Genomic DNA, 25,833 nt, shown 5'->3' on the forward strand with positions numbered 1-25,833 from the left:
AACAAATAATAGAATGAAAACCTAAAACTCATAAAAGTAAAAATATTCTGGTGTTTTAACTGTAAAAAGCAATTTTTTTTATAATTTTTATATTTTCACTATTTTTATGATCAAACGTATGTTATATTGAAACATATTTACTTTAAAGCGTTGAAGGGAGAAAGGATTCGATAAATGAGATATTTAACTTCAGGGGAATCACATGGTCCCAAACTTATTACAATTATAGAGGGTCTTCCTGCGGGAATGCCATTACTTGCAACAGATATTAACGAGGAATTAGCAAGAAGACAAAAGGGCCATGGACGTGGCAGAAGAATGCAAATTGAAACAGACACGGTGGAAATTGGCGGAGGAATCAGACACGGATACACATTAGGTTCACCCGTATCTTTGATTGTTGAAAATAATGATTGGAAGCATTGGACAAAAATTATGGGACAAGAGCCAATCGATGAAGAAGAAACAGAAATTAAACGAAAAATTACTCGACCAAGACCAGGCCATGCTGACCTAAACGGGGCAATTAAATATGGTCATCGAGATATGAGAAATGTATTAGAAAGATCATCTGCAAGAGAAACAACGGTAAGGGTAGCAGCTGGAGCAGTCGGCAAAAAACTACTTTCCCTTCTTGGAATTAAAATAGCTTCACATGTAGTAGAAATTGGCGGTGTGAAATCTGAAGCGATTCAATATGATTCCATTGATAAAGTTATTGAAGTATCAGAAAAATCACCAGTTCGTTGTTTAGATCCAATAGCAGAAAAACAAATGATGAAGGCAATTGATGATGCGAAAACAAATGGTGATTCCATCGGTGGAATTGTCGAAGTTATTGTGGAAGGCATGCCAACAGGTGTAGGCAGTTATGTTCATTATGACCGTAAGCTGGATGCAAAACTTGCTGGTGCTATCATGAGCATCAATGCATTTAAAGGCGTAGAATTTGGCATTGGCTTTGAAGCCGCAAGAAAACCAGGCAGTGAAGTGCATGATGAAATTATTTGGGATGAAGAAAAAGGATACACTCGTCAGACGAATAGATTAGGTGGTCTAGAAGGCGGAATGACAACGGGAATGCCTATTGTTGTTAGAGGTGTAATGAAACCCATTCCAACACTGTATAAGCCGTTAAAAAGCGTGGATATCGATACAAAAGAACCATTTGCAGCAAGTATTGAAAGATCGGATAGCTGTGCAGTTCCGGCTGCAGCAGTAGTTGCAGAAAATGTTATTGCATGGGAATTGGCTTGTGCTATTATCGACCAGTTTTATGCGGATAGATTTGATGCTTTATTGAATAATATCAATGATCATCGTCAATATGCGAGGGAATTTTAATGGATAAAGTTTCCGTTAAAACAGAATCTAAGCTGTATGATGTTCTGATAGGAGAAAATGCCCAATCCTTTTTACCAGCTATGTTACATAGTCATTATCCAGATATGACAAAAATATTAGTCATAACCGATGAGACAGTAGAGAAGCTTCATTTAGCTTCTCTAATGGATGAATTAGCGTCTTTTTCTGTTGTTACATATACTGTGCCAGCAGGAGAAAAAGCAAAAACATTCGATGTTTTTTATGATTGCTTAACATTTGCGCTGCAGCAAAATCTGGATCGTAAATCGTTTGTGTTAGCACTTGGTGGTGGAGCAGTTGGAGATTTAGCTGGCTTTGTAGCTGCAACTTATATGCGTGGAATCCCGTTTATTCAATTGCCAACAACTATTTTGGCTCATGATAGTGCTGTTGGTGGAAAAGTAGCAATCAATCATCCTCAAGGCAAAAATATGATTGGGGCATTTTATCAGCCAGAAGCGGTTATATATAACACTTCCTATATTCAAACATTGCCTCTAAAAGAGGTTAAATCCGGATTTGGAGAAGTGATGAAGCATGCTTTAATTAGTGATTTTCATTTTTACTCCATGCTTTTGGAAGATATAACAGATTTTTCGGTTGTTCCAGAGCAAACATGGTCTTCTTTATTAAAAAGAGGAATTGAAGTAAAAGCGGATATTGTCAGCCAAGATGAAAAAGAAGCTGGAGTGCGTGCCTATTTGAACTTTGGTCATACGCTGGGACATGCAATTGAGGCAGAAATGGGTTATGGCAATATCACACACGGAGAAGCAATTGTAATTGGCATGGTCTTCGCGTTAAAAATAAGCAAAAAGAAGCTTGGTCTCGATTTTTCTATAAAGCAACTGCTAAACTGGTTGACAAAGCTAAACTACGATACACAGATTCCAGACCATTTGGAAATAGACAAATTAATTAAACGGATGAAACAAGATAAAAAATCCTTTAATGGGGAGATTCACTTTGTATTGTTAGAGAGCATTGGAAATCCGGTTATCGAAAAAATTGGAGAAGTAGAGCTAAAACAAGAGCTACAATTATTTATGGATGGGGAGAATGTAAATGATTAGAGGAGTGCGGGGAGCAATTACCGTAGAAAAAAATGAAGAAAAAACGATCCTTCAGGCAACGGAACGACTTGTAAAAGAAATGATTTCATTAAATGATATACAAGCCGATGATGTTGCATCTGCGTTTGTTTCGGTCACGGATGATATTACTGCTGCTTTCCCTGCTAAAGTTATTCGTCTACAAGAAGGCTGGACGTATGTACCAGTAATGTGCATGAAAGAAATGGATGTACCTTTATCGTTGAAAAAATGTGTTCGCATCATGTTTCATGTAAATACAGCTGTTTCACAAAAGGACATAAAGCATGTTTATTTGGAAAACGCAATCCAGCTTAGACCGGACTTAAAAGAAAATTATTAAGAATTGAAATTATAATCTGAGGTGAAAAGCATGAAATGGAAAGAGCAACTACTAAATTTAACCGCTTATCAACCAGGAAAAACAATCGAGGAAGTAAAAAAGCAGTTTAATTTAGAGGAAATTGTAAAGCTTGCATCGAATGAAAATCCGTTTGGCAGCTCATCTAAAGTAATGGAAGCACTGAAAAATGTGGACGGTTCTTTTGCTTTATACCCAGATGGCTATGCAACCAATTTGCGTTTGGCATTAGCAGAATTTTTACAAGTTTCTCCGCAGGAATTAGTGCTTGGAAATGGTTCGGACGAAATTATTTTAATGATATCCCGTGCTTTATTAAGACCGGGTTTAAACACAGTGATGGCAACTCATACATTCGGTCAATATAAGCATAATGCGATTGTCGATGGAGCCGAAGTAAGAGAAATTCCATTAACAAGTGAAGGAAATCATGATTTAGATGAAATGCTTCAAGCGATTGATGAGAATACAAGTGTTGTTTGGCTTTGCAGTCCTAATAATCCAACCGGTACGTATATAACAGAAGAAAAACTAGTAAACTTTTTAAACGCCGTATCAAAAGATGTATTGGTTGTTTTGGATGAAGCATATTACGAATATGTAGTCGCAGAAGATTATTATGATGGCGTTAAGCTAGCGAAACAGTTCGAAAACTTAATCGTTTTAAGAACCTTCTCAAAAATATATGGTCTTGCAAGCTTGCGTGTAGGGTACGGCATTGCGAATGAAAAACTAATAACTACGCTAGAGCCAATTAGAGAGCCGTTTAATGTAAATACTTTGGGGCAAATTGCAACTAAAGCTGCGTTAGATGATCAGGAATTTGTTGAGAATTGTAAACAGAAAAACAGAGAAGGTTTGGAACAATTTTATTCATTTTGTGAGGAACATGGACTTTCCTTTTATCCATCCCAAACTAATTTCGTTTTAATCGATTTTAAAACAGATGGTAATGAAGTTTTTCAATACTTTATGAGAAATGGATATATCGTTCGTTCTGGAGTGCCGTTAAATTTCCCAACGTCTGTACGGATTACAGTTGGCTCTAAAGAACAAAATGAAGGATTGTTAAAAGTAATGTCTCAGTTTATAGAAGAGAAGGCAGCTGTTTTGTAATTTTATAAAAGAAGAAGGCGGTGAGGAATGTGAATGGCCGCGTCTTCATAATAGGATTGGGACTAATTGGTGGTTCATTAGCTTTATGTATAAAAGAAAGGCATCCGCAAAGTTTTATTGTTGGATACGATGTTTCAGCACATAATGTCAAGCTCGGAAAAATGCTGGGTGTTATAGATGAGAATGTTGACTCCATTAAAGCTGGAGCGATAGATGCAGATTTAATTTTAATTGCTACTCCTGTAAAGGAAGCAGAAACAATTATTAAGATGCTGGCTGCATTTCCTTTAAAAAAAGAAGTTATTATAACGGATGTGGGAAGTACAAAGGGACAAATTATGCAAAAGGCGCAAATTCTGTTAAATAAAGGTGTTACTTTTATTGGCGGTCATCCGATGGCTGGATCTCATAAAAGTGGAGTTTCTGCAGCAAAAGAATTGCTTTTTGAAAATGCCTTTTATCTATTAACCCCTGATTCCCATACAAAAGAAGTGGAAGTCAATCGGCTAATCAGCTGGTTAGAAGGTACAAAAGCAAGATTTTTGATTATTTCACCAAAGGAACATGATTTATTGACTGGGGTTATTAGTCATTTGCCGCATATTGTTGCCACATCCTTAGTGCATCAAGCAGATCAAACAAGTAAAACGAATGAACTTGTCACAAGACTTGCAGCTGGCGGGTTTAGAGATATAACGAGAATTGCTTCAAGCAGCCCATCTATGTGGCGCGATATTTTATTGCATAATAAGGAAGTATTATTGTATCTTTTAAATGATTGGCAAAAAGAAATGGATAAAGTAATTTCCTTGATTAAAGAAGAAAACTCGGATGCATTGTTTAACTATTTTCAACATGCAAAAAATGTAAGGGATGAGCTTCCTCAAAATCAAAGAGGTGCGATTCCTGCGTTTTATGATTTATATGTAGATGTTCCCGATTTTCCTGGAGTTATTTCGGAAATAACCGGTTTTTTAGCAAAGGAAAAAATAAGCATAACGAATATACGTATTGTGGAAACAAGAGAAGAAATAAATGGTATCTTAGTCATTAGTTTTCAAACAGATAAAGACAGAATACGAGCACAAAAATGCATTGCACGCTATTCTGCTTACGAAACAACGATTGAAAAGTAATTAATGGATAAAAAGGTGATATGAATGAAACCAATAAAATTAAATGCAAGTCCGACAAGCTTACAAGGTGAGCTTTTTATTCCGGGAGATAAATCTATTTCCCATCGATCTGTCATGTTTGGAGCAATCGCAAAGGGAAGAACAACAGTTGCAAATTTTTTAATGGGAGATGACTGCTTAAGCACTATTTCTTGTTTCCAAAAGCTTGGAGTAGCCATTGAGCATAAAGAAGGAAATGTTATTATTGATGGCAATGGTTTAGATGGATTGCTGGAACCAAAAGAGGTGTTGGATGTCGGTAATTCAGGAACAACCATTCGTCTCCTGTCAGGAATTCTTTCTGGAAGGGATTTTCATAGTACTTTAATCGGTGATTCTTCAATTGGGAAAAGACCAATGACAAGAGTGGTTAATCCATTGCGTACGATGGAAGCAAAAATTGATGGTAGAAATAATGGGGAGTTTACTCCAATATCTATCAGGGGCGGTCATTTAAAAAGCATCTCTTATCAATTGCCTGTTGCAAGTGCGCAAGTAAAGTCTGCTATTTTATTTGCTGGTCTACAAGCAGATGGCATAACAACGGTTATTGAACCTGTTTCTACAAGAGATCATACAGAGAGAATGATTAAACGCTTTGGCGGCAACGTAACAATTGAAGGTAAAAAGATACATATTCAAGGCGGACAAACCTTAACAGGTACAGATATTCTTGTTCCTGGGGATATTTCTTCCGCAGCCTTCTTTTTAGTGGCAGGATGCATTGTACCGAATAGTCAAATTAGCTTAAAAAATGTCGGATTAAACCCAACGCGTACTGGAATCATGGATGTATTGGAGAGAATGGGCGCTCAGGTAGAAATAAATTTAAATGAAGCAGAAGTATTTGAGCCAGTTGGCGATCTTGTTGTGACATCGAGCAGTCTTTCTGGAATAACGATAGAGGGAGATATTATTCCTCGATTAATTGATGAGATTCCGATTATTGCTTTATTGGCAACGCAAGCTAACGGGACGACTATTATTAAGGATGCCCATGAATTAAAAGTAAAAGAAACAAATCGAATTGATACAGTGGTAAATGAATTAAAGAAATTGGGTGCTGATATAACAGCAACAGAGGACGGTATGATTATTAATGGAGGTACTCCTCTTAAAGGAGCTGCTGTAGACAGCCATGGAGACCACCGCATTGGCATGATGCTTGCAGTTGCATCCGTTATTTGCGAAGGGGAGCTTAGTCTGGAAAATGCTGAGGCAATTTCTGTTTCTTATCCATCATTTTTTGAGCATTTAAACAGCTTAATGTAATGGAAGAAAAGACTCAGTCCATATAAAAACAGTGTTCTAGCTCTTCCTATTTTAATAAATTGACTCAGTTCATATGACTGAGTTTTTTTAGTGTGCCGGGCATGTTCACTAGCTAGGCGGTGCAAGTCCGCTATGGGCGTTGGGATATGCGAACCATTAGTCGAAGGCAAGGGTGTCCGTGGTGACGCGGAATCTGAAGGAAGCCCTAGACAAATCCTTGGTCTGAGGTATACGAATCACATTAGAGGTTTTCATTTCAGGACGAGTTTGCTAAACAAAATGAAGTCCTAAATATCCCCGGATGAAATGAGAATAAATGTGGCAGATAGATGAGGAGAAAGCGAGTGAACTTACCCCGGGAGGTCTCTTGAATATCCTATTGGGAACCTATCTAGTGATAGATAGCTGAATCAAGAGAAGTCAGCCGAAGTCATAGTATCAAATCTAGGATTTGAGAAGGACGGAACGAAAGGAGCGACCGTGCTAGAGTTATTGATAAGGAAACGAGGAAACAGAAACAAAATGACTATACGAGAAAAGAAGGTTCGGAAAACCGGAGTTTCTCGGATAGAGTGGAGTTAGCCTTATGCAACCTCAACAGCATGGGAACAATATGAAATCAACGGTAAGTCTAATTATAAAGATAACAGAACTAGATAATTTGAACCATGCTTTCAAGAAGGTGGAAAGGAATAAAGGAGCAGCAGGAGTCGATGCGAAAGATATAGAAGCTACTCGCCTTTATTTGAAAGAAGAAGGTCAACAAATTAGAGAACTTATTAGAGAAGGAAAGTATAAACCAAAAGCAGTAAGAAGGGTGGATATCCCCAAACCGAACGGGGGAACAAGGAAACTTGGAATCCCTACCGTGACAGACAGAGTCATTCAACAAGCAATTGTGCAGAAACTTACCCCCATCTTTGAAAAACAATTTAGTTCGTATAGTTATGGATTTAGACCAAATAGAAGCGCACATCAAGCGATAGAACAAGCAAGACAATATATCGAAGATGGCTACAATTTTGTCGTAGACATAGACCTAGAGAAATTCTTCGACCGTGTTAACCATGACAAACTCATGTCGCTTATCGCGAAAACGATCACTGATAAACCAACCTTGAAACTAATCAGAAGATATCTCCAAGCAGGAGTGATGGACAATGGGTTAATTAAACCGAATACAGAAGGAACACCACAGGGTGGCCCATTAAGTCCGTTACTGAGCAACATCATGCTTCACGAATTAGATAAAGAATTAGAGAAGCGTGGGCACAAATTTGTGAGGTATGCAGATGATTGTAATATTTTCGTTAAAAGCAGGAAAGCAGGAGAACGAATAAAAGAAAGCATCACTCAATTTATCGAGAGAAAATTGAAGTTGAAGGTGAATCAGGAGAAAAGTGCGGTGGGAAAGCCGATAGCACGGATATTCTTAGGAGTAAGCTTCTACCAAAGAGGAAGGAAAACTAGAGTATTTGTGCCAAAAGAGCGGAAGAAAAGGTTCGAAGAAAAATTAAAGAAATGGACCAACCGAAATTGGGGAGTAAGCATGGAATTCCGTGTGAAGAAAATAAACCAACTGATACAAGGTTGGGGAAATTACTTTAAAATCGCGGATATCAAGCAATACGCACATAAAATCGATAGTCATACGAGACGTAGGTTAAGAGCGTGTAGGTGGAAAGAGTGGAAGAAGGTTAAAACGAAATATAAGAACCTTGTAAAACTTGGGATATATAAGGAAGAAGCTAAAAAGAACGCCAACTCCCGTAAGGGATATTGGCGCCTATCAAACAACCCTATATTACATCTTGCATTAAATAATCAATATTGGCAAGATCAAGGTTTAAAATCCTTATCGAAGGTGATTTCATAAACTTTCGAACCGCCGTATACCGAACGGTACGTACGGTGGTGTGAGAGGTCGGCACGGAAATGTGCCTCCTACTCGATTATTAGTCATATATTTAAAAAAAGAATCATAGCTTGTCTTAAAATGACTGGTGGTGATTTAATGGCTTATATTATTGAAAATATCCATATTTTAAAAAAACAAAAAATAACAAAAACATCTATTTTGGTGCATGGGAATCGAATCGAAATGATAAAACCTTCCTTTCAAAAGTATCGTTGTGTTAGAATGGACGGAGCTCCATATATGCTGACTCCCACCCCGATAATTTTTGATAATCAGCTAATAAAAATAGCATCGGCAAAAGAACAAAAACAATATATCGAAAATCATTTTTTAAAAAAAGGTGTCACAACCTTTTTAACCTGCGGTGAAATAAACAGGGAAAAAGATTTAGAGCAAATGCTAAAACAAATGAAAAATATTTTATTAAATTGCTCGATAGATTATATTATAAGTATTAAGATTCCTTTAAAGCTACTAACAACTTCTTTTATCAGAAAGTGTAAAAAAGAAAAAATCCCAGCTATTTTTATTAAAATAAAGGATAAAAAAGAGTTATATAAAATTCCTTGGGGCTGGATAAGGGAGTCGATGTTTCCATATAATTGTCCGCTTATTCCAATTCTAGAAATAGAAGACGAACAGGAAAAGAGAAAAACATTAGAGGCTTGGAAAGCACTAATAAGAGATGTAAAGATCCCTTCGATTACAGAAGAAATAAAAGAGGGGGATGTTATTTCCTATGATTCCTTGGTAAAAATGGGTGTTTACCCGTTTAAAGGAAATGTTTATCAAGGAGGAGAGGTGACGTATAATCTTTACGAAATAAATCGTTCAATCATAAATATTGAACAAAATGATTTGTTTCATTATCATAATGATAGTATACATTTTACGATTCATAAAGGTGTTTGTATTCGAGCGGGAGAAAGAGTTTATTTTCGTCCTGGCTTTGGTGAACAGATAGAAGTAAAAGTACCTTCCTTTTTTGCAGTAGGGGGAGACTAGAGAGGGAAAACCATGGAAAGAGTAAATGAAATTATTGCTTTATTAGAAGATGGGCAACAAGAAAAAGCATTAAAATATTATAACGAAATAGTAAAAAATGGTTCGAATGAAGAACGATTTGTTTTAGGAGAAGAACTTTTTCAGCTAGGGTTCCTCGAAGAAGCAAAACAATTATTTCAATTGTTGTTAAAAGCTTATCCAGAAGAAGGCGAACTATTGGTCTTATTAGCAGAAGCAGAAATGGAGCTTGGCAATGAAGGAGAAGCTATTTCTATTTTAGAAAAAATAAATCCACAAGATGCAAGTTTTCCGCAGGCACTTCTTTTATTAGCGGATCTTTATCAAATGGATGGATTGTTTGAAGTGAGTGAACAAAAGCTGCTACAAGCAAAAAAAATCTTGCCAGAAGAGGTTATTATTGATTTTGCATTAGGTGAATTATATTCTGAACAAGGGAGAATATTTGATGCGATAAATGCCTATAAGGTGGTGCTTCCAGTTGAAACGGTTATTGGCGGAGTAAATGTTAACGGAAGGATTGCTGATAATCTAAGTGCTGGCGGTGCCTTTGAAGAAGCAGTAGCTTATTACGAAAAAGCATTGACAGAAAAAGTAGAGATCAATACGTTGTTTAACTTCGGGCTGACAGCATTGCAGGCAGGTTTAACACAAACGGCAATACATCAGCTTAAAGAAGTAAAAACATTAGATCCGTCTTTCCATTCCCTTTATTTGTATTTAGCGAAGGCATATGAGCGGGAAGAGATGCTGAAAGAAGCCTATGACGAAGTAGTCGATGGAATAAAACAGGATGAGTTTAACAAGGATTTATATTTGTATGGTGGGAAATTAGCATTAAAATTAGCGGATGAAAATAAGGCAGAACAGCAATTTCGTGAAGCCTTGGCAATTGATCCTGAATTTACAGAGGCAGTGCTTGTATTAAATAAGTTGTTTTTAACACAAGACAGATTTGATGATGTAATGGAATTGATTGAGTTAATGGATCAACAGGATATAGAAGAACCACAATTCCATTGGGATGCAGCAAAATCTTTACATGGATTAGAAAAATATTCAGAGGCATTAAACAAATATCATTTAGCATATACTTATTTTAAAGAACTTCCAGAATTTCTATATGATTATGGATATTTTCTTTTAGAAGAAGGAAAAAGAAAGGAAGCTGCCGAAATTTTTAATAAGCTATTAGAAACAGATCCAAGCAATGCTGAGTATATGGAAATACTTGAACAGTTAACAGATGAACCGATTTAATTGTTTTATTGTAACAAAAGCGTGGGGCGCCTTGTTTACCCCGAAGAAAACCTCAAGTGTTTATTAACTTTTAGAGGCTGGAGGCAATACTCACTGAGACCAGGCGCTGGAGCTAGACAGACTTTACATCTTAAAACTTATCTTGTAAAAAAAGGCGAATTTATTAGGTTTTAGAAAGTAATGGTTGTCTTTTTAGTAAAATGGGCAATCGCTTATGGTGGGGAATTTTGAAGAAACATAAAAATTAGTTGAAAGCAGAGGAGGGAAATAAAAAAATGAAAACCCCTGTATCTGTCAACGAGAAAAAAGACTTCATTCGTTGGTTTTTAAATCATTATCAATTAAAGAGACGGGAATGTGTTTGGATTTTAAATTATTTAATGAGTCATGATCAATTAATGGAAAAAGTTCATTTTGTTGAAAATGCGGAAAAATGCCCACGGGGGCTGGTAATGTCCACTCACTGTGTTGATGAAGTTCCGTTCCGCTTTTATAAAGAAAATGTAATGACAACCGATGCAGAAAAATCCTTTCATGATATTCGTTTAAACAGAGATGAAGATATTTATATTCAGTTGAATTTTTATGCTTCTAATCAAGCGCATCAATATGCAGCCGTTTTGGTTGAAAATCCATTTATGCCGAAAAAATTACAAATTAGTGAAAAAGACAAACTGATTGCCGAACAGTTTCTTGTAACAAGCATTGAAAAGTTTCAAAAGGAAAAATTGCTGGAGCTTATTGATAAAGCATTGGATAATGGAGATCAACAATTGTTTCAGGAGTTAACGAATCGACTAAAACATTTTTATAATGCGAAAAGTTTTTAACAGTCTACTCGATAAAGCAATAAACAAATGGGTTCTTATTGACCGTTTGTTTATTGCTTTTTGTCGTAGTAGTATATTCAGGAGCTTAAAGTTAATACGTAAGGTTTTTACGCATATTCCATCTTATGATAGAATAAATAAATCATGAATGGAAGGAAGAATACATAGATGAAATGGTTGTATTATATATTAAGTAATCGCTCCTTTTTAATCTTGCTGCTGTTGATTAACATAGTTGGAACGATTTATGGATACTATTGGTACAGGTTTCAATTACAAGAAACTCCTGCTTTATTTTTAGCGTTTGTGCCAGATAGTCCAACTGCTAGCTTATTTTTTGTTATCGTTCTCATTGCTTTTTTATGTAAAAAAAATTGGCCGTTATTTGAAGCATTAGCAGCTGTTACGTTATTTAAATATGGAATTTGGGCAGTTGTTTTGAATATTCTTGTATTTATTAAGTTGGGATCGGTTGAAACAGAAGGACTTATGCTGATTTTTTCTCATGGAGCAATGGCGGTACAGGGATTACTTTATGCTCCGTTTTATCGTATAAAAATAAAACATCTAATAGTGGCAGCTATTTGGACATTGCATAATGATATTATTGATTATGTATTTTTTATGATGCCAAGCTATAAAATACTAGACCAGCATATGCAGCAAATTGGTTATTTTACCTTTTGGCTAAGCTGTGCAAGCATTGGTATTGTCTACTATATAACACAAAAAAGAAATCAATGGAAATTAGTATATTAAATAGTATCTTTTTTCCTTTTTGAACAACCTCTTAAAAAGAAATTAATTAGTCTAACCTTGTCCACCTCTACATACATTTTTAATAGTAGACCGAGGAGGGACAATTAATGAAAGCTAAATTGCTTGTATTAGTTATGTTATTGATGCTGCTGGCGCCTATTTCGCTTTCTGTATATGCAGATGCAGATCAAAATGCGCCTATAGATGAATTAGACACATTATCAGACGAAGCATTGCAACTTGTGAAATCAGAAAGGTACGAAGATGCGAAAAAAATTCTTGAATATTTTTCTAATCAGTTTAGTACGGTAACAGTTAAGCAAAATCCGTTTTCCATGGATGAGCTTAGGATTGTTACAGTTGCACATGATGAAGCGGTAGAGGCGATGACAAATACTTCTATGGATGGAGACGAGCGAGTCAATAAAGTGACAAAGTTTCGACTGGTTGTGGATGCAATTTCTTCTGGACAGCAGCCTTTATGGACGCAAATGGAAGATCCTGTTATGACAACATACAACGAGATAATACAAGCAGCTGAAAAAGGGGACAAACAAGTATTTGAAGAAAAAATGGATTCTTTTCTTTCGTTATACGATATTATTTATCCTAGTTTAAAATTGGACGTAGCAACAGAACAGTTTCAAAAATTAAATGCGCATGTACAATTTATTAATACATTTCGTCTTCAGGTTTTTAATAATAGCGATCAACAACAAGAATTAGCAACCTTGCATGCGGAACTGGAAGATGTGTTTAATCAAGTATATGAAGATGATGCAGATCCCTCTCTCTGGTGGGTTATTATCTCAACTGGAAGTATTATCATTCTTACATTATCCTATGTAGGTTGGAGAAAATATTTAGGGGATAAAGCGGATAAAAAGAGAAAAAGACAATCAAATCATAAAATTTGACTTTGCGATTTCCTCTGCTTACAATTAAATTAAATGACAAGATGAAATAGGGGGAAAAGCATGTTTATATTGTATTTTATTCTTATACTTTTAGTTCCTCTTTGGGCGCAAATGAGGGTAAAAGGAGCTTATAATAAATATTCTAAAGTTGCTTCGTCTTCACATATGACAGGAAGAGAAGTGGCACGCAGAATTTTAGATGCGAATGGTTTATATGATGTGACAGTAGAAGAAACAAAAGGTGTTTTGTCTGATCATTATGATCCAAGAACAAAAATAGTTCGTTTGTCTAGCAATAATTATCATGGACATTCTGTTGCAGCAGCAGCGATTGCAGCACATGAAGTGGGTCATGCGATACAAGATCAGCAGGATTATTCGTTTTTACGTTTTCGCCATGCGCTAGTTCCTGTTGCAAATATTGGCAGCAACTTTTCGTGGATTCTTATTTTAATCGGCATATTTGCTGGATTGTCCAATTTTGTATTGCTTGGAATCATTTTTATGTTGGCAGCAGTGGTATTCCAATTTGTCACGTTGCCTGTAGAATTTAATGCATCAAACCGGGCGATGGATCAGGTAGTTTCACTTGGGATTATTCGAAATGATGAAGAAAGAGAAACAAAAAAAGTATTAAATGCAGCTGCATTAACCTATGTAGCGGCAGCAGCTGTAGCAATATTAGAGTTAATTCGTTTAATTTTGATTTATACAGGAATGCAAAGACAAGATTAAAAGGAAATAGGTTCTATCGGATAGCCTGAGGTACGTTGTTTATATAGCAGCGTACCTTTTTTAGTGTGTCGGGTATACTCACTAGCTAGGCGGTGCAAGTCCGTGGGATATGCGAACCATTAGTTGAAGGTAATGGTGTTGACACGGAATCTGAAGGAAGCTCTAGGCAAATCCTTTCTCTGAGGTATACGAATCACATTAGAGGTTTTCATTTCAGGATGAGTTTGCTAAACAAAATGAAGTCCTAAATATCCCCGGATGAAATGAGAATAAATGTGGCGGATAGATGAGGAGAAAGCGAGTGAACTTACCCCGTGAGGTCTCTTGAATATCCCAAGTAGTCAAATTACCTTTGAATAAGAATGACGTTGAATAATGGCATAAAAAATCAGCACTACTAGTGATTAGTTATCATAGCTTGTATGAAATTTGAAGAACAGAACTTATTCTAAAACAGGTTGCTTGTAACGGAGGGTGCGAAGACTCCTGCGGGAAATGTGGGAAGGCTAAAGACCCCGCAAGGCAACGAGGTGGATCAGCTTCCTCCCCGAGGAAAGCGAATGTCTGTAGCGCAATGGAACAACAGAGTTTGTATACTTCACTCTGTTAAAAAACATAAATAACCATTTAAGTGCTAAATTAGAAAATGTTTGTCTTTACCTATTATCTATTTAGTTATGTCTCAGCCTCTTTTTACATGTATAAAACATATTGCCATAACCGTATTTTTTAATTGTAAGTAACAAACTTGAGTTTTAGCTCGTGTGGAAGTTTCCGTAGTATCAACAATAAGTGTAGTCCCCCCTTATTAAATCAAAATTCTATCCTAACCCAAGTAAACAAAGAGCAATTATTAGAAGAACTATAGAATCTCCTGGTATGTCCTACTTCCAATAGATGCACTAACAAGCCCTTTAAATATATATATAACCGTGTAGCCATTATTGAGTAAGATTCCATCATTAAATCTAATTGAACCTATTATTGCGCGAACCTGCCACGTTAGAGAAACAACAAAAAGGCTCTACTCCTTTTTGAAGTAAAGCACCCATTCGTAAAAGAAGGTATTAATTAGAATGCGATTATTCCGCCGCTATAGCCTGGGCTTTAGTTAAATGAACCGTACTAGTTGGATGTTGTGGAGGAGCATATATAGAATAAAGTTTTAAAGGGGTATTGCCTGTATTGGTTAAATTATGCCAGGTGCCAGCAGGTATCATAATGGCAAAATCGTCATAAACTTTTTGAACAAAGTTTAAATTATCTTTTCTATTGCCTAATTGCACAATCCCTTGACCTTGTTCAATCCGTAAGAATTGGTCAACGTTAGGGTGAGTTTCTAAACCGATGTCTTCACCAACATTAAGACTCATCAATGTAACTTGCAAATGATTTCCTGTCCACAAAGCTGTGCGATAGGTATTATTATACTTTGCAGCCTCATTAATATTGACTACAAATGGTTTCCGTCCATAATCCATTACCTTATTTCTTGAGTCATCATAAATATTCCAGTAATCAGGCTGACTTATATAATTATTATACATTGCGACATTAGCATTAGGTTGATATGGGTATGGATACACCCAAGGAGTATAGTACATCTTATTCAATCCCTTCACAAATTTATACAAATTATTGTATGCACTATTTTATTGGAATGTACCTATGTGCAGGGCGGACTTGTTGTTGCTAGTTTTAGTAAGTTATATCAATTTTTGTTTTTCTTAATACAAAGTCATACAGTAAATGATTTTATCAAACTTTCAAAGAAATTATCAGAGCTGAACTTACCATCTGATTATGTTTTATTCAATATCAACCAACAATCTTCACCAAACATTGCTAAAAAGGGATCTGTGTAGGAATAGGAAGAACTAGTGTTCTTATTACATGATAAAAAATAGTAAGGCGTGGGTATCCATGCTTTGCTATTTTTTTCAATTAGACAGATTTTTTACTTATATATATGGAACCTCTTCTTTATGGAATAGTTTTGTTTAGTACGAATAAATATTAAAAGTTGTGATTTTGATATAAGGGTTCTATAATATAAGTAGTTTCTTATATACTATATATTATAGAGGTGTCATAATGATAGAACCAATTGAAGAAGTAGCTGCAGTATTGAAGCTTTTAGGTGATAAAACCAGAATTTCTATGCTTGGTATGCTCTTGCACAATGACTGTTGTGTATGCGAGTTTGTGGAACTCTTTAAGATGTCACAGCCTGCCATCAGTCAACATGTAAGAAAACTTAAAGATGCTAGCTTGGTAAATGAGCAAAGAAGAGGACAATGGGTTATCTATTCTTTAAACCGTAAAAATACTTATTTCCCTTTGGTTCTAGATATATTAAGTCATATTCCCGACCAAAAGGAGAAGTTTATCTGGTTAGAACAAGAAGGGATAAGAATAACGTGTAATTAATTGGAGGTTTGATTTCTTTGCTACAATCTATTTTAGCTGTTGTCATCTTTTTGGTGACGCTTGTATTTGTCATATGGCAGCCGAAAAATTTATCAATTGGTTGGTCTGCATGTGGCGGAGCTATTTTAGCTCTTCTTTTTGGTGTTGTTAATCTATATGATGTTTGGACAGTTACAGGTATCGTATGGAACGCGACTTTTTCTTTCATAGCTATAATAATTATTTCTCTCATTTTAGATGAAATTGGTTTCTTTGAATGGGCTGCTTTACATATGGCAAGAGCTGCAAAGGGTAACGGAGTAAAAATGTTTGTCTATGTCTCCATATTAGGAGCAATTGTTGCAGCATTTTTCGCAAATGATGGAGCAGCACTCATTTTAACTCCGATTGTACTAGCAATGGTAAGAGCATTGAAGTTTGATGAAAAAATGGTATTCCCCTTTATTATTGCGAGTGGTTTCATTGCGGATACTACATCATTACCATTAATAGTGAGTAATCTTGTAAATATTGTGTCAGCAGACTTTTTCAACATAGGTTTTAACGAGTATGCTTCGAGAATGATAGTACCTAACTTATTTTCTTTAGTAGCCAGTATCTTAGTGTTATATCTATATTTTAATAAAGGTATACCAAAGCGATATGACTTAAATCATTTAAAGGTGCCGTTTGAGGCAATTCGTGATGAAAGAATGTTCCGATTGTCCTGGGTTGTAATTGCAGTATTATTAATTTGCTATTTTGCTAGCAAATTGTTGAATGTACCAGTTTCCGTTATTGCTGGAATTATCGCTATTTTCTTTCTTTCCATGGCTAGACGAAGTGCAGCAGTCAATACTAAGCAAGTTATTAAAGGCGCTCCTTGGGCAATTGTATTCTTTTCCATAGGTATGTATGTTGTAGTATACGGCCTTCGTAACGTAGGACTGACTACATTACTTGCTGACGTTATCCAAGTAGGTGTTGATAAAGGACTTTTTACAGCAACGATGACAATGGGGTTTCTTTCAGCAATTCTTTCCTCGTTGATGAATAACATGCCTACGGTTATGATTGATGCCTTGGCTATTTCTGAAACCTCAGCAACAGGCGTAATGAAGGACGCACTTATATATGCAAATATTATTGGTTCTGATTTAGGCCCTAAAATTACACCAATCGGCTCATTAGCAACATTATTATGGATACATGTACTTTCACAAAAAGGTGTCAAAATATCTTGGGGTACCTATTTCAAAACTGGAATAGTTATCACTATTCCAGTTTTATTCATTACTCTTTTAGGCTTATACCTACGTTTACTTTTGGTTTAAAAGATTAAATTAAAACTAGCTAGTTAAAGGAGAAAAAATATTATGGCAAAAAAAACAATTTACTTTTTATGTACAGGAAATTCTTGTCGTAGCCAAATGGCTGAAGGATGGGCTAAGAAATATTTGGGTGAGGAATGGGAAGTGAAAAGTGCTGGATTAGAAGCTCATGGATTAAACCCGAATGCAGTGAAGGCAATGAATGAAGTTGGAATTGATATTTCTTATCAAACATCAGATGTAATTGAGGAAAAGATTTTAAACAATGTAGAATTAATCGTGACGCTTTGTGGTCACGCAGCAGATAATTGCCCTGTGACTCCATCTCATATTAAACGAGTTCATTGGGGATTTGATGACCCTGCTAAAGCCGAAGGAACTGATGAAGAAAAATGGTCATTCTTTCAACGAGTTCGCAATGAAATTGGAAATAGAATTAAGCAATTTGCAGAAACAGGAAAATAAAAGTATAATTATAGAGCAGAAGATTGTGAGATGATCTTTTGCTCTTTTTATTATATGTCTATACATAGATTCAATTTATATCCACACACTTCATTATTTATTACAGCAAGAGTTCGGTTCTTGTTAATCTTTTGTTTTTTTCTCGCAATTTTCTTTTATTTCCTCGATTTTAATATTGCAACATGAACTTTCTTTTGAAATAGACCTTTTAAGATCCTCATTATAGTTTTCCTCCTTAAATAATGTAGAATAAAAATCCAGATATAGTTGACATCGCAAAGACTGAAGCAATGAATGCAAATACGAGTTTCTTTTTGAATATGCTATTTAATAAAGTTAACTCTGGTAGACTTGCACCAGCTGAGCTTATCATGAGAGCCATTACTGGACCCAAAGCCATCCCTTTAGCAATCATGATTTGGGAAATTGGTATCATAGTAGGAAGTCTAATATAGAGCGGAATACCAATAATTGCAGCTATAGGAACTAGCCACCAGTTATCACCTCCCATAAAAGTGGATATCCAACTAGTTGGAACTACTCCATGAATGAATGCACCAATTAGCAAATATGGATACACATTTTTCATTAGTTGAAGTGTTTCGACTAATGCTGCTTTTAGTTGAAATTTCTTATCTGGTTCTTGATAGCCTGTTACTACAACGGTTTTTATCTGTTGTTCAAAACCAAACTTTTCTAAAGTAAAACCAATAATTACGGAAAGAATGGATGTTATGACTGTGTAAGTGACGGCTACTTTTATTCCTAGTACAGCTGTCATTAATGTTATTATGGTCGGATCTAGACAGGAGACGAGAACAAGAAAATCATTGCAATTCCAAATCTTACTTTTTTATTAAGAAGATTAACTACCACCGGAATTGTTGAGTAGGAACAAAAAGGCGTGATAAAGGAAAATCCTAAAGCGACTAAGGTACTTACAAATGGATGCTTTTTTTCCATTAAACGTTCCATCTTTTTATATGGAATAAATGCCTGGAATAGGTTGATTAGAAAAGAGATTCCAATAAATAATAAGGTTAGTTCTAATGCGATTGATAAAAAACTATAAAATACTTTTGCCCACATAATAAATAAAAATTCACTCCTTTTAATTATTTGCAGTTTGCAACTTTTTTCTTTAAAAATAGGCATTTTTATATAATGGTTATAAATCAAATAAAATCAGGAGGAAAGATGAAATCAGAATTAAGAACAAGGATGGCTTTAGAGAGTAAGTTGTAATCAATTATATTCATCTATAACCAAAGGGTTGAGGACGGTGTTTGTCAAGATAGTTGTCGTAATTTACTTGTTTACTAGAGTCTTGAATAAAGTGAAACTATCGCGCTTTGCTTTGCTGGCCTCTTCCAATTTTGTATTGCTTGAAATCATTTTTATGTTGGCAGCAGCTGTAGCGATATTAGAGTTAATTCGTTTAATTTTGATTTATACAGGAATGCAAAGACAAGATTAAAAGGAAATAGGTTCTATCGGATAGCCTGAGGTACGCTGTTTATATAGCAGCGTACCTTTTTATTTGGATATTTTGAAATAGTAAAAAGATTTTGAGCAAATTAGAACAGATTAATACAAAAACTCGCTTTTTATAAAACTTTCTTTAGTCGATTAATAGATAAAAACGGAAACATAACCTGTTATTGCACAACCTTTTAGGTGTATAATTATAAATAGTTTTTTACGAAGTATCATCAGCTTATTGTTACAGAAAGAAGGGTTATTTTGCAGACTGCAGAGCAATTACAGAAAAAGCAGCAATTAACGATTTATAATATTTTATTTGCGATTAGTTTTGGGCATTTTGTCAATGACTGTATGCAGTCAGTTGTCCCCGCATTATTTCCAATTATGGAAAAATCAATGAATCTAAACTTTACCCAAATAGGGTGGATTGCTTTTACACTTAATATCACCTCATCTATCATGCAGCCGTTTTTTGGAATATTGGCAGATAAACGACCGGCCCCATATTTACTGCCATTCGCGATGTTTTCGAGCATGTTAGGCATGTTAGGTTTGGCTATCTCTACTAATTTTTATTTTGTCCTTTTGTCTGTCCTGTTTATCGGCTTTGGTTCGGCGATTTTCCATCCGGAAGGATCCCGTGTTGCCTATATGGCAGCTGGGGCAAAAAGAGGGCTTGCTCAATCGATTTATCAGGTTGGCGGCAATGCTGGCCAATCAATGGCACCGTTATTTACGGCATTTATATTTGTATATACCGGTCAATTTGGTTCTATCTGGTTTACTGTGCTGGCAGCATCTGGCATGGTTGTGCTATTTTCTGTTTCTAATTGGTATAAACAAGAGTTGACAAGAAGAACGCCTAAAATCAAACAGCAAACAAAAACGACTTTGTATGTGAATAAAGAAATTGTCATTGCAATCAGTTTATTGATATTTTTAGTATTTGCCCGTTCCTGGTATGGTGCAGGCATTAATAATTTTTTTCAGTTTTATATTATTGATAAATTTCATTTAACGATTCGTTCTGCTCAATTATATATTTTCTTATTTATGCTGGCAGGCGTTTTAGGAACATTTTTTGGAGGGCCATTAGCAGATCGGTTTGGAAAAAGAAAAATATTGTTGTTTTCCTTGCTTGGTTCGGCACCATTCACCTTATTGCTGCCACATATTCCCCTTGTTTTGGTGGGTCCTGTGTTAATGATTATTGGATTTATCCTTCAATCAAGCTTTAGTGTTACGGTAGTGTATGCTCAAGAATTACTGCCTGGAATGATTGGGCTTGTTTCAGGGTTGATTGTTGGATTGGCTTTTGGCATGGGGGCGCTTGGAGCGGTTATTTTTGGTGTGATTGGGGATAAGTATGATCTGCAAACCATTATGCTTTTATGCAGTATGTTACCACTGCTCGGTGTATTAACCCTTTTGCTGCCGACAGATAAGCGGGTAAAAGAAATACATGAGAAACATGAATAAACTTGTTCAGCAAGCTGAAACTTCGGGAAATCAGGTGGAGACTCTACTCCACCTGATTGAAAGGTCCCACCCTCCCTTAGAGGTGGAGGTCTTACCCTTAAAAACACAAAGAGATAAAAAAACCAGAAGAGCGAAGAGAATAACGCTTCCACACTTCTGGGTTTTTTGCATAAAATAGTAATAGCTGGATAAATAGATATTATTGTTCAATCGGTCTTTTATATTCATCTAAAGTAAATCCCTCTCCAAGTACATCGTGGACAACGCTTACGGATACGAAAGCATGTGGGTCAATGGAAGTGATAACCGATTTTAAACGGACAATTTCTGTTTTTGCAACAACACAATAAAGAACTTCTCTTTCTTTTTTTGTAAAGGAACCGTGCCCTTTTAATACCGTTACACCACGTTCCATTTCAGTCATTATTTTGTCTGCGATATCATCATTTAAATCAGAAATAATCATCGCCCCTCTTGCTGCATAGGCTCCTTCCTGCATAAAGTCAATAACCCGTGAACCGACAAAAACAGCAACTAATGTATACATGGCTTCTCGGTATGTTAAGTAAAAAATAAGCGATAGAGTAATAACACATGCATCGAAAAGAAACATTGTTTTTCCCATGCTCCATCCATAAAACTTAAAGCACAGTCTTGCAATAATATCTACTCCACCGGTAGTCCCTCCAAAACGAAAGATAATTCCTAAACCAATCCCTATAAAAGTCCCGGCAAAAAGCGCTGCTAATGTTAGATCTTCCTTTAGTGGAATATGCAGCTGAATTTGAGGAAGTTGGAAAAACCATAAAAATAGAGAAACGCTGACAGTACCGATAATTGTATAAATAAACACGTTTCTTCCTAACAGCTTCCAGCCAATTAAAAAAAGCGGAATATTTAACAGCAGGTTTGTATAAGACGGATCCAAATTAAATTTAAAAAATAATAGCAAAGTTAATCCAGTAAATCCACCTTCTGCAAGATTATTTTCCATATTAAAATGAATAATTCCAAAGGAAAAAATAGCGGAACCTAATAGTATGAATAAGATGTTTTTAACTTTTATGCTTTTAAACAAGTGTATCGCCTTCTTTCCATATAAACATAAACAATTTTGAATAAAAAATTAAATGAATGCTAGTTTTCTATTATTTGATAAAAATATGCATCATTAGGGCCTGTGAAAGCAAAGGTTTCAAACGTTTTTATTATACCGAATAGACAGTTGAAGAGCAATTGCTCTTCAGTTTATTTTAGATAAAATGCACAAGTTGTCCCATTTCTAAAGGATTGATGCTAAAATATTTGTAAAAACCTACTAGATTAGCTAACATGTAAGGGAATATATTGAATACTTTTGACGGTATGAGGTGGAAGGTTTGAAAGAGGAGAAAACAATAAAACAATTACAACAGGAAGTGGATAACTATATTGGCCAGTTTAAAGAAGGTTATTTTAGTCCACTTGCTATGTTAGCAAGGTTAACAGAAGAATTAGGAGAACTGGCACGAGAAATAAATCATCATTATGGGGAAAAACCAAAAAAATCAACTGAAAATGAAAAAGAAATAAATGATGAGCTTGGCGATATGTTATTTGTATTAGTTTGTCTGGCCAATTCTTTACATATTGATTTAGAGGAAGCGCATGATCGTGTCATGCATAAATTTAATACAAGAGACAAAGACCGCTGGACAAAAAAAGAACAATAGACGCGACAAACAAACAACATAATTATAGAGGATACATAAAAGGAGAGAAAATAATGGATAAAGTAAAGATTGTCATTGCAGGGGCTAGAGGAAGAATGGGAAAGGAAGCAGTTTTGTTAACTGGACGCACGGAACATTTTCAATTAGTTGGTGTTTTAGATCATAAATATGAGGGGAAAAAACTAAGTGAATTAGATGGTTTTACGTCATTTGATGTGCCAATCTACACGGATATAGATAAATGTTTTCAAACAGAAAAACCTGATGTTCTGATTGATTTGACCACACCTGAGTATGGAATGCACCACGCAAAAACAGCTTTAAGCTACGGGGTGAGACCTGTTGTTGGTACGACTGGTTTTACAAAAGAGAATTTACAAGAGCTGGAAAGTTTATGTGAGGAAATGAATCGCGGCTGCATTATTGCACCGAATTTTGCATTAGGGGCAGTTCTGATGATGAAATTTTCTCAACTTGCTGCAAAGTATTTTCAAGATGTGGAAATTATTGAATTGCATCATAATCAGAAATTAGACGCTCCGTCTGGAACAGCTGTAAAAACAGCAGAATTGATTTCAGAAGTTAGAGAAACGAAAAAACAAGGACATCCAGAAGAAAAAGAAACGATTCCAGGAGCAAGAGGAGCAGATTTTGATGGAATGCGCATACACTCTGTTCGATTACCTGGACTTATTGCTCATCAACAAGTGATGTTTGGGGCGGATGGAGAAACACTAACACTTAGACATGATTCATATAACCGCACTTCTTTTATGTCGGGAGTTAAGTTGGCGGTTGATGAAGTTTTAAAGGTAAACGCACTTATATATGGTCTTGAAAACATTATGGAATAAGGGGATGCAAATATGAATATTGCTTTAATTGCCCACGATAAAAAAAAGGACGATATAGTTAGATTTGTAACTGCGTATAAAACAATTTTTGCCAAACACTCCTTATTTGCTACAGGAACAACAGGATTAAAAATTTCGGAAGCAACCGGATTAGAAATACATCGTTTTTGTTCCGGTCCTCTTGGTGGAGATCAGGAAATTGGAGCGAAAATTGCCAACAATAATATGGATATGGTTTTTTTCTTTCGAGATCCCTTAACTGCACAGCCTCATGAGCCGGATGTTACAGCTCTTATACGTTTATGTGATGTATATTCGGTTCCCCTTGCAACCAATATGGGAACAGGAGAAGTATTAATTAGAGGACTCGAGCAAGGCGATATAGACTGGAGAAATGTTATACATGGAAAAACAAAAATTTTCAAAGAGAAGTAATGAAGAGAAAATCGATATAGTAGCATTTGGTGCACATGCAGATGATGTGGAAATAGGGATGGGTGCAACCATTGCCAAATATACAAAGGCAGGAAAAAATATTGTTATTTGTGATTTAACCAAAAGCGAGCTTTCTTCTAATGGCACAGTTGATAATCGAAAAAAAGAAGCATTTGAAGCAGGCAATGCTCTTGGTATCACAGAAAGAATCACATTAGATCTTCCAGATAGAGGTCTGTATTTACAAGAGGAATCAATAAAAAAAATCGTGGAAGTGATTCGTCTCTACAAACCACAACTTGTTTTCGTACCGTTTTTATTTGATCGACATCCGGATCATGGCAATTGTGCAAAATTAGTAGAGGAAGCGGTTTTTTCAGCAGGCATTAAAAACTTTATGCGAGAATGCCCACAAACGCATAAAGTGCAAAATGTTTATTATTATATGATCAACGGTTTCCATAAACCGGATTTTGTCATAGATACAAGTGAATTTATGGATCAAAAAATCAACGCATTAAACTGTTATAAGAGTCAATTTATAAAATCTTCAGCAAGTGTAGATACACCGTTAGTGAATGGCTATATCGAAAGTATTCAAGCTCGGGAAACACTTTTTGGTCAAGAAGCGGGAGTACTTTTTGCGGAAGGATTTATCAAGAAAAAACCATTATTAGTGTATGATTTGTTAGGTGAAAAACAATGAAAAAATTAAAAATAGGAATTACATGCTATCCAACGGTTGGGGGTTCAGGTGTTGTCGCTACAGAATTAGGAAAGATGCTGGCAGAAAAAGGACATGAAATTCATTTTATCTCATCCAGCCTTCCCTTTCGACTAAAAAAAATGTATCACAATATTTATTATCATCAAGTAGAAGTCAGTCAATATTCAGTTTTTCAATATCCACCTTATGATATTGCTTTAAGCAGCAAAATGGCTGAAGTGATTAAAAGAGAAGAGCTTGATTTACTTCATGTGCATTATGCGATTCCGCATGCTGTTTGTGCAATATTAGCAAAACAAATGAGCGGAAGAGATGTGAAAATCGTCACTACTTTACACGGAACCGATATTACTGTGTTAGGGTATGAGCCATCACTAACAGACAGTATACGTTTTGGAATAGAACAATCGGATGTCGTAACAGCCGTTTCTGAATCATTGAGACAACAAACCTATGATTTAATTCATCCAAATAATAAAATTGAAGTATTATATAATTTTATAGATGAGCGCGTATACAAAAAAGTACAATCTACCCATCTACGTGAGGAGTATGCTATACAAGATAACGAGAAGATCATCATTCATGTATCCAATTTCCGCAGTGTGAAACGTGTTCCAGATGTGGTTAAAGCTTTTTATTACCTCTCAAAAAAAATTCCATCCAAATTATTGCTTGTAGGGGATGGACCAGAAATGAGAAATGTAATGAAATTGGTAGATGAATTACATATAAGAGATAAAGTATTGTTTTTAGGAAAACAAGAGAATTTAGAAGAGTTGTATTCAATTAGTGATCTAATGTTGCTATTATCGGAGAAAGAAAGTTTTGGTCTTGTAGCATTAGAAGCGATGGCTTGTGGGGTACCATGCATTGGGACAAACATTGGCGGAATTCCAGAAGTGATAGTGGATGGTGAGACAGGTTTTATTTGTGAGTTAGGAGATATAGAGGCGATTGGTGAAAAGGCTGTTTGTTTATTAAATGATGAAGAACGCCATCAGCAGTTTTCTTTTCGCTCTATACAACGAGTAAAAGAACATTTTCGTGCTGGTCTGATTGTCAATCAGTATGAACAAATATATGAGACATTAATGAAGACTGGTGAATAAAG

General features: G+C 35.6%; 25 protein-coding genes and 1 pseudogene. 23 read left to right on the forward strand and 3 right to left on the reverse strand.

The genetic code is table 11. The features are described from left to right. Positions 1-174: 174 nt before the first annotated feature. From aroC to AC5LWL_RS10855, 13 genes are all read left to right on the forward strand, one after another. Positions 175-1,344: a chorismate synthase gene (gene aroC, locus AC5LWL_RS10795; protein ID WP_493434315.1), complete on the forward strand. Its 1,170-nt coding sequence runs from the start codon at positions 175-177 to the stop codon at positions 1,342-1,344. Then, on the forward strand, positions 1,344-2,438 hold the full coding sequence (aroB, locus tag AC5LWL_RS10800; protein ID WP_493434316.1) for a 3-dehydroquinate synthase: 1,095 nt from the start codon (positions 1,344-1,346) through the stop codon (positions 2,436-2,438). The genes aroC and aroB overlap by 1 nt, the downstream gene beginning before the upstream one ends. Continuing rightward, positions 2,431-2,799, forward strand: a complete 369-nt coding sequence (aroH, locus tag AC5LWL_RS10805) for a chorismate mutase (protein WP_493434317.1) — start codon at positions 2,431-2,433, stop codon at positions 2,797-2,799. Before aroB ends, aroH begins: the two co-directional genes overlap by 8 nt. A gap of 30 nt (positions 2,800-2,829) precedes the next feature. Further along, positions 2,830-3,933: a histidinol-phosphate transaminase gene (gene hisC / locus AC5LWL_RS10810; RefSeq protein WP_493434318.1), complete on the forward strand. Its 1,104-nt coding sequence runs from the start codon at positions 2,830-2,832 to the stop codon at positions 3,931-3,933. Positions 3,934-3,962: 29 nt separating this feature from the next. Beyond that, entirely contained in the window at positions 3,963-5,069 is a 1,107-nt protein-coding gene (locus tag AC5LWL_RS10815; RefSeq protein WP_493434319.1) for a prephenate dehydrogenase, read from the forward strand. Between the two features lie 24 nt (positions 5,070-5,093). Then, complete coding sequence (gene aroA / locus AC5LWL_RS10820) at positions 5,094-6,380, forward strand: 3-phosphoshikimate 1-carboxyvinyltransferase (RefSeq protein ID WP_493434320.1); 1,287 nt, start codon at positions 5,094-5,096, stop codon at positions 6,378-6,380. Between the two features lie 586 nt (positions 6,381-6,966). Continuing rightward, positions 6,967-8,256 carry a group II intron reverse transcriptase/maturase gene (gene ltrA / locus AC5LWL_RS10825; protein WP_493433353.1) on the forward strand — a complete coding sequence of 430 codons (1,290 nt, stop codon included), beginning with the start codon at positions 6,967-6,969 and terminating at the stop codon, positions 8,254-8,256. Positions 8,257-8,394: 138 nt separating this feature from the next. Beyond that, positions 8,395-9,303, forward strand: coding sequence for a hypothetical protein (locus AC5LWL_RS10830; protein ID WP_493434321.1), 909 nt, complete (start codon positions 8,395-8,397; stop codon positions 9,301-9,303). Between the two features lie 12 nt (positions 9,304-9,315). After that, the gene (locus tag AC5LWL_RS10835) at positions 9,316-10,581 is read left to right on the forward strand and encodes a tetratricopeptide repeat protein (RefSeq protein ID WP_493434322.1); all 1,266 of its coding nucleotides are present in this window, start codon (positions 9,316-9,318) and stop codon (positions 10,579-10,581) included. Between the two features lie 275 nt (positions 10,582-10,856). Beyond that, positions 10,857-11,411, forward strand: a complete 555-nt coding sequence (locus tag AC5LWL_RS10840) for a ReoY family proteolytic degradation factor (RefSeq protein WP_493434323.1) — start codon at positions 10,857-10,859, stop codon at positions 11,409-11,411. A 168-nt stretch (positions 11,412-11,579) separates the two neighbouring features. Then, positions 11,580-12,170 (forward strand): lipoprotein heptaprenylglyceryl N-acetyltransferase LhaT, encoded by a 591-nt coding sequence (gene lhaT / locus AC5LWL_RS10845; protein WP_493434324.1) that lies wholly within the window; start codon positions 11,580-11,582, stop codon positions 12,168-12,170. A 107-nt stretch (positions 12,171-12,277) separates the two neighbouring features. Then, the gene (gene ypjB, locus AC5LWL_RS10850) at positions 12,278-13,087 is read left to right on the forward strand and encodes a sporulation protein YpjB (RefSeq protein ID WP_493434325.1); all 810 of its coding nucleotides are present in this window, start codon (positions 12,278-12,280) and stop codon (positions 13,085-13,087) included. A 60-nt stretch (positions 13,088-13,147) separates the two neighbouring features. Beyond that, positions 13,148-13,822, forward strand: coding sequence for a zinc metallopeptidase (locus AC5LWL_RS10855; RefSeq protein WP_493434326.1), 675 nt, complete (start codon positions 13,148-13,150; stop codon positions 13,820-13,822). Positions 13,823-14,904: 1,082 nt separating this feature from the next. On the opposite strand, the gene AC5LWL_RS10860 is transcribed toward AC5LWL_RS10855, so the two are convergent. After that, the gene (locus AC5LWL_RS10860; protein WP_493434327.1) at positions 14,905-15,426 is read right to left on the reverse strand and encodes a cupin domain-containing protein; all 522 of its coding nucleotides are present in this window, start codon (positions 15,424-15,426) and stop codon (positions 14,905-14,907) included. A gap of 490 nt (positions 15,427-15,916) precedes the next feature. Here AC5LWL_RS10860 and AC5LWL_RS10865 point away from each other — a divergent pair, with 490 nt between their 5' ends. The 3 genes from AC5LWL_RS10865 to arsC are packed head-to-tail and all read left to right on the forward strand — an operon-like array spanning position 15,917 to position 18,027. Then, positions 15,917-16,252, forward strand: coding sequence for an ArsR/SmtB family transcription factor (locus AC5LWL_RS10865; RefSeq protein ID WP_493434328.1), 336 nt, complete (start codon positions 15,917-15,919; stop codon positions 16,250-16,252). Positions 16,253-16,269: 17 nt separating this feature from the next. Next, on the forward strand, positions 16,270-17,565 hold the full coding sequence (locus tag AC5LWL_RS10870; protein ID WP_493434329.1) for an arsenic transporter: 1,296 nt from the start codon (positions 16,270-16,272) through the stop codon (positions 17,563-17,565). 42 nt (positions 17,566-17,607) lie between these two features. Beyond that, positions 17,608-18,027 carry an arsenate reductase (thioredoxin) gene (arsC, locus tag AC5LWL_RS10875; RefSeq protein WP_493434330.1) on the forward strand — a complete coding sequence of 140 codons (420 nt, stop codon included), beginning with the start codon at positions 17,608-17,610 and terminating at the stop codon, positions 18,025-18,027. Between the two features lie 235 nt (positions 18,028-18,262). On the opposite strand, the pseudogene AC5LWL_RS10880 reads toward arsC, so the two are convergent. Further along, positions 18,263-19,116 (reverse strand): annotated as a pseudogene (locus AC5LWL_RS10880) (permease). A 193-nt stretch (positions 19,117-19,309) separates the two neighbouring features. Here AC5LWL_RS10880 and AC5LWL_RS10885 point away from each other — a divergent pair. Further along, a complete protein-coding gene (locus tag AC5LWL_RS10885) occupies positions 19,310-19,504 on the forward strand; it encodes a hypothetical protein (RefSeq protein ID WP_493434331.1) in 195 nt (64 codons plus the stop codon). Between the two features lie 266 nt (positions 19,505-19,770). Then, on the forward strand, positions 19,771-20,991 hold the full coding sequence (locus AC5LWL_RS10890; RefSeq protein WP_493434332.1) for an MFS transporter: 1,221 nt from the start codon (positions 19,771-19,773) through the stop codon (positions 20,989-20,991). A gap of 199 nt (positions 20,992-21,190) precedes the next feature. On the opposite strand, the gene AC5LWL_RS10895 is transcribed toward AC5LWL_RS10890, so the two are convergent. Further along, positions 21,191-22,069 carry a YitT family protein gene (locus AC5LWL_RS10895; RefSeq protein ID WP_493434333.1) on the reverse strand — a complete coding sequence of 293 codons (879 nt, stop codon included), beginning with the start codon at positions 22,067-22,069 and terminating at the stop codon, positions 21,191-21,193. A 301-nt stretch (positions 22,070-22,370) separates the two neighbouring features. On the opposite strand from AC5LWL_RS10895, the gene AC5LWL_RS10900 reads away from it, so the two are divergent. The 5 genes from AC5LWL_RS10900 to bshA are packed head-to-tail and all read left to right on the forward strand — an operon-like array spanning position 22,371 to position 25,831. Then, positions 22,371-22,703 (forward strand): nucleotide pyrophosphohydrolase, encoded by a 333-nt coding sequence (locus AC5LWL_RS10900; RefSeq protein ID WP_493434334.1) that lies wholly within the window; start codon positions 22,371-22,373, stop codon positions 22,701-22,703. Positions 22,704-22,756: 53 nt separating this feature from the next. Beyond that, complete coding sequence (dapB, locus tag AC5LWL_RS10905) at positions 22,757-23,557, forward strand: 4-hydroxy-tetrahydrodipicolinate reductase (RefSeq protein WP_493434335.1); 801 nt, start codon at positions 22,757-22,759, stop codon at positions 23,555-23,557. Between the two features lie 12 nt (positions 23,558-23,569). Next, positions 23,570-23,992: a methylglyoxal synthase gene (mgsA, locus tag AC5LWL_RS10910; RefSeq protein ID WP_493434336.1), complete on the forward strand. Its 423-nt coding sequence runs from the start codon at positions 23,570-23,572 to the stop codon at positions 23,990-23,992. Further along, complete coding sequence (gene bshB1, locus AC5LWL_RS10915) at positions 23,961-24,698, forward strand: bacillithiol biosynthesis deacetylase BshB1 (protein WP_493434337.1); 738 nt, start codon at positions 23,961-23,963, stop codon at positions 24,696-24,698. Before mgsA ends, bshB1 begins: the two co-directional genes overlap by 32 nt. Beyond that, positions 24,695-25,831: an N-acetyl-alpha-D-glucosaminyl L-malate synthase BshA gene (gene bshA / locus AC5LWL_RS10920; RefSeq protein WP_493434338.1), complete on the forward strand. Its 1,137-nt coding sequence runs from the start codon at positions 24,695-24,697 to the stop codon at positions 25,829-25,831. The genes bshB1 and bshA overlap by 4 nt, the downstream gene beginning before the upstream one ends. Positions 25,832-25,833 lie beyond the last annotated feature (2 nt).

This window comes from Niallia sp. WK069_GA_01 (assembly GCF_983173855.1).

What these genes read in the sequence shown, in the direction of transcription:
- ltrA (WP_493433353.1), top strand. Translation starts at nt 6,967, where the DNA reads ATGCAACCTCAACAGCATGGGAACAATATGAAATCAACGGTAAGTCTA.
- ypjB (WP_493434325.1), top strand. Translation starts at nt 12,278, where the DNA reads ATGAAAGCTAAATTGCTTGTATTAGTTATGTTATTGATGCTGCTGGCG.
- aroC (WP_493434315.1), top strand. Translation starts at nt 175, where the DNA reads ATGAGATATTTAACTTCAGGGGAATCACATGGTCCCAAACTTATTACA.
- AC5LWL_RS10830 (WP_493434321.1), top strand. Translation starts at nt 8,395, where the DNA reads ATGGCTTATATTATTGAAAATATCCATATTTTAAAAAAACAAAAAATA.
- mgsA (WP_493434336.1), top strand. Translation starts at nt 23,570, where the DNA reads ATGAATATTGCTTTAATTGCCCACGATAAAAAAAAGGACGATATAGTT.
- bshB1 (WP_493434337.1), top strand. Translation starts at nt 23,961, where the DNA reads ATGGAAAAACAAAAATTTTCAAAGAGAAGTAATGAAGAGAAAATCGAT.
- aroA (WP_493434320.1), top strand. Translation starts at nt 5,094, where the DNA reads ATGAAACCAATAAAATTAAATGCAAGTCCGACAAGCTTACAAGGTGAG.
- bshA (WP_493434338.1), top strand. Translation starts at nt 24,695, where the DNA reads ATGAAAAAATTAAAAATAGGAATTACATGCTATCCAACGGTTGGGGGT.
- lhaT (WP_493434324.1), top strand. Translation starts at nt 11,580, where the DNA reads ATGAAATGGTTGTATTATATATTAAGTAATCGCTCCTTTTTAATCTTG.
- hisC (WP_493434318.1), top strand. Translation starts at nt 2,830, where the DNA reads ATGAAATGGAAAGAGCAACTACTAAATTTAACCGCTTATCAACCAGGA.
- AC5LWL_RS10860 (WP_493434327.1), bottom strand. Translation starts at nt 15,426, where the DNA reads ATGTACTATACTCCTTGGGTGTATCCATACCCATATCAACCTAATGCT.
- AC5LWL_RS10840 (WP_493434323.1), top strand. Translation starts at nt 10,857, where the DNA reads ATGAAAACCCCTGTATCTGTCAACGAGAAAAAAGACTTCATTCGTTGG.
- AC5LWL_RS10865 (WP_493434328.1), top strand. Translation starts at nt 15,917, where the DNA reads ATGATAGAACCAATTGAAGAAGTAGCTGCAGTATTGAAGCTTTTAGGT.
- AC5LWL_RS10835 (WP_493434322.1), top strand. Translation starts at nt 9,316, where the DNA reads ATGGAAAGAGTAAATGAAATTATTGCTTTATTAGAAGATGGGCAACAA.
- aroH (WP_493434317.1), top strand. Translation starts at nt 2,431, where the DNA reads ATGATTAGAGGAGTGCGGGGAGCAATTACCGTAGAAAAAAATGAAGAA.
- AC5LWL_RS10855 (WP_493434326.1), top strand. Translation starts at nt 13,148, where the DNA reads ATGTTTATATTGTATTTTATTCTTATACTTTTAGTTCCTCTTTGGGCG.
- arsC (WP_493434330.1), top strand. Translation starts at nt 17,608, where the DNA reads ATGGCAAAAAAAACAATTTACTTTTTATGTACAGGAAATTCTTGTCGT.
- dapB (WP_493434335.1), top strand. Translation starts at nt 22,757, where the DNA reads ATGGATAAAGTAAAGATTGTCATTGCAGGGGCTAGAGGAAGAATGGGA.
- aroB (WP_493434316.1), top strand. Translation starts at nt 1,344, where the DNA reads ATGGATAAAGTTTCCGTTAAAACAGAATCTAAGCTGTATGATGTTCTG.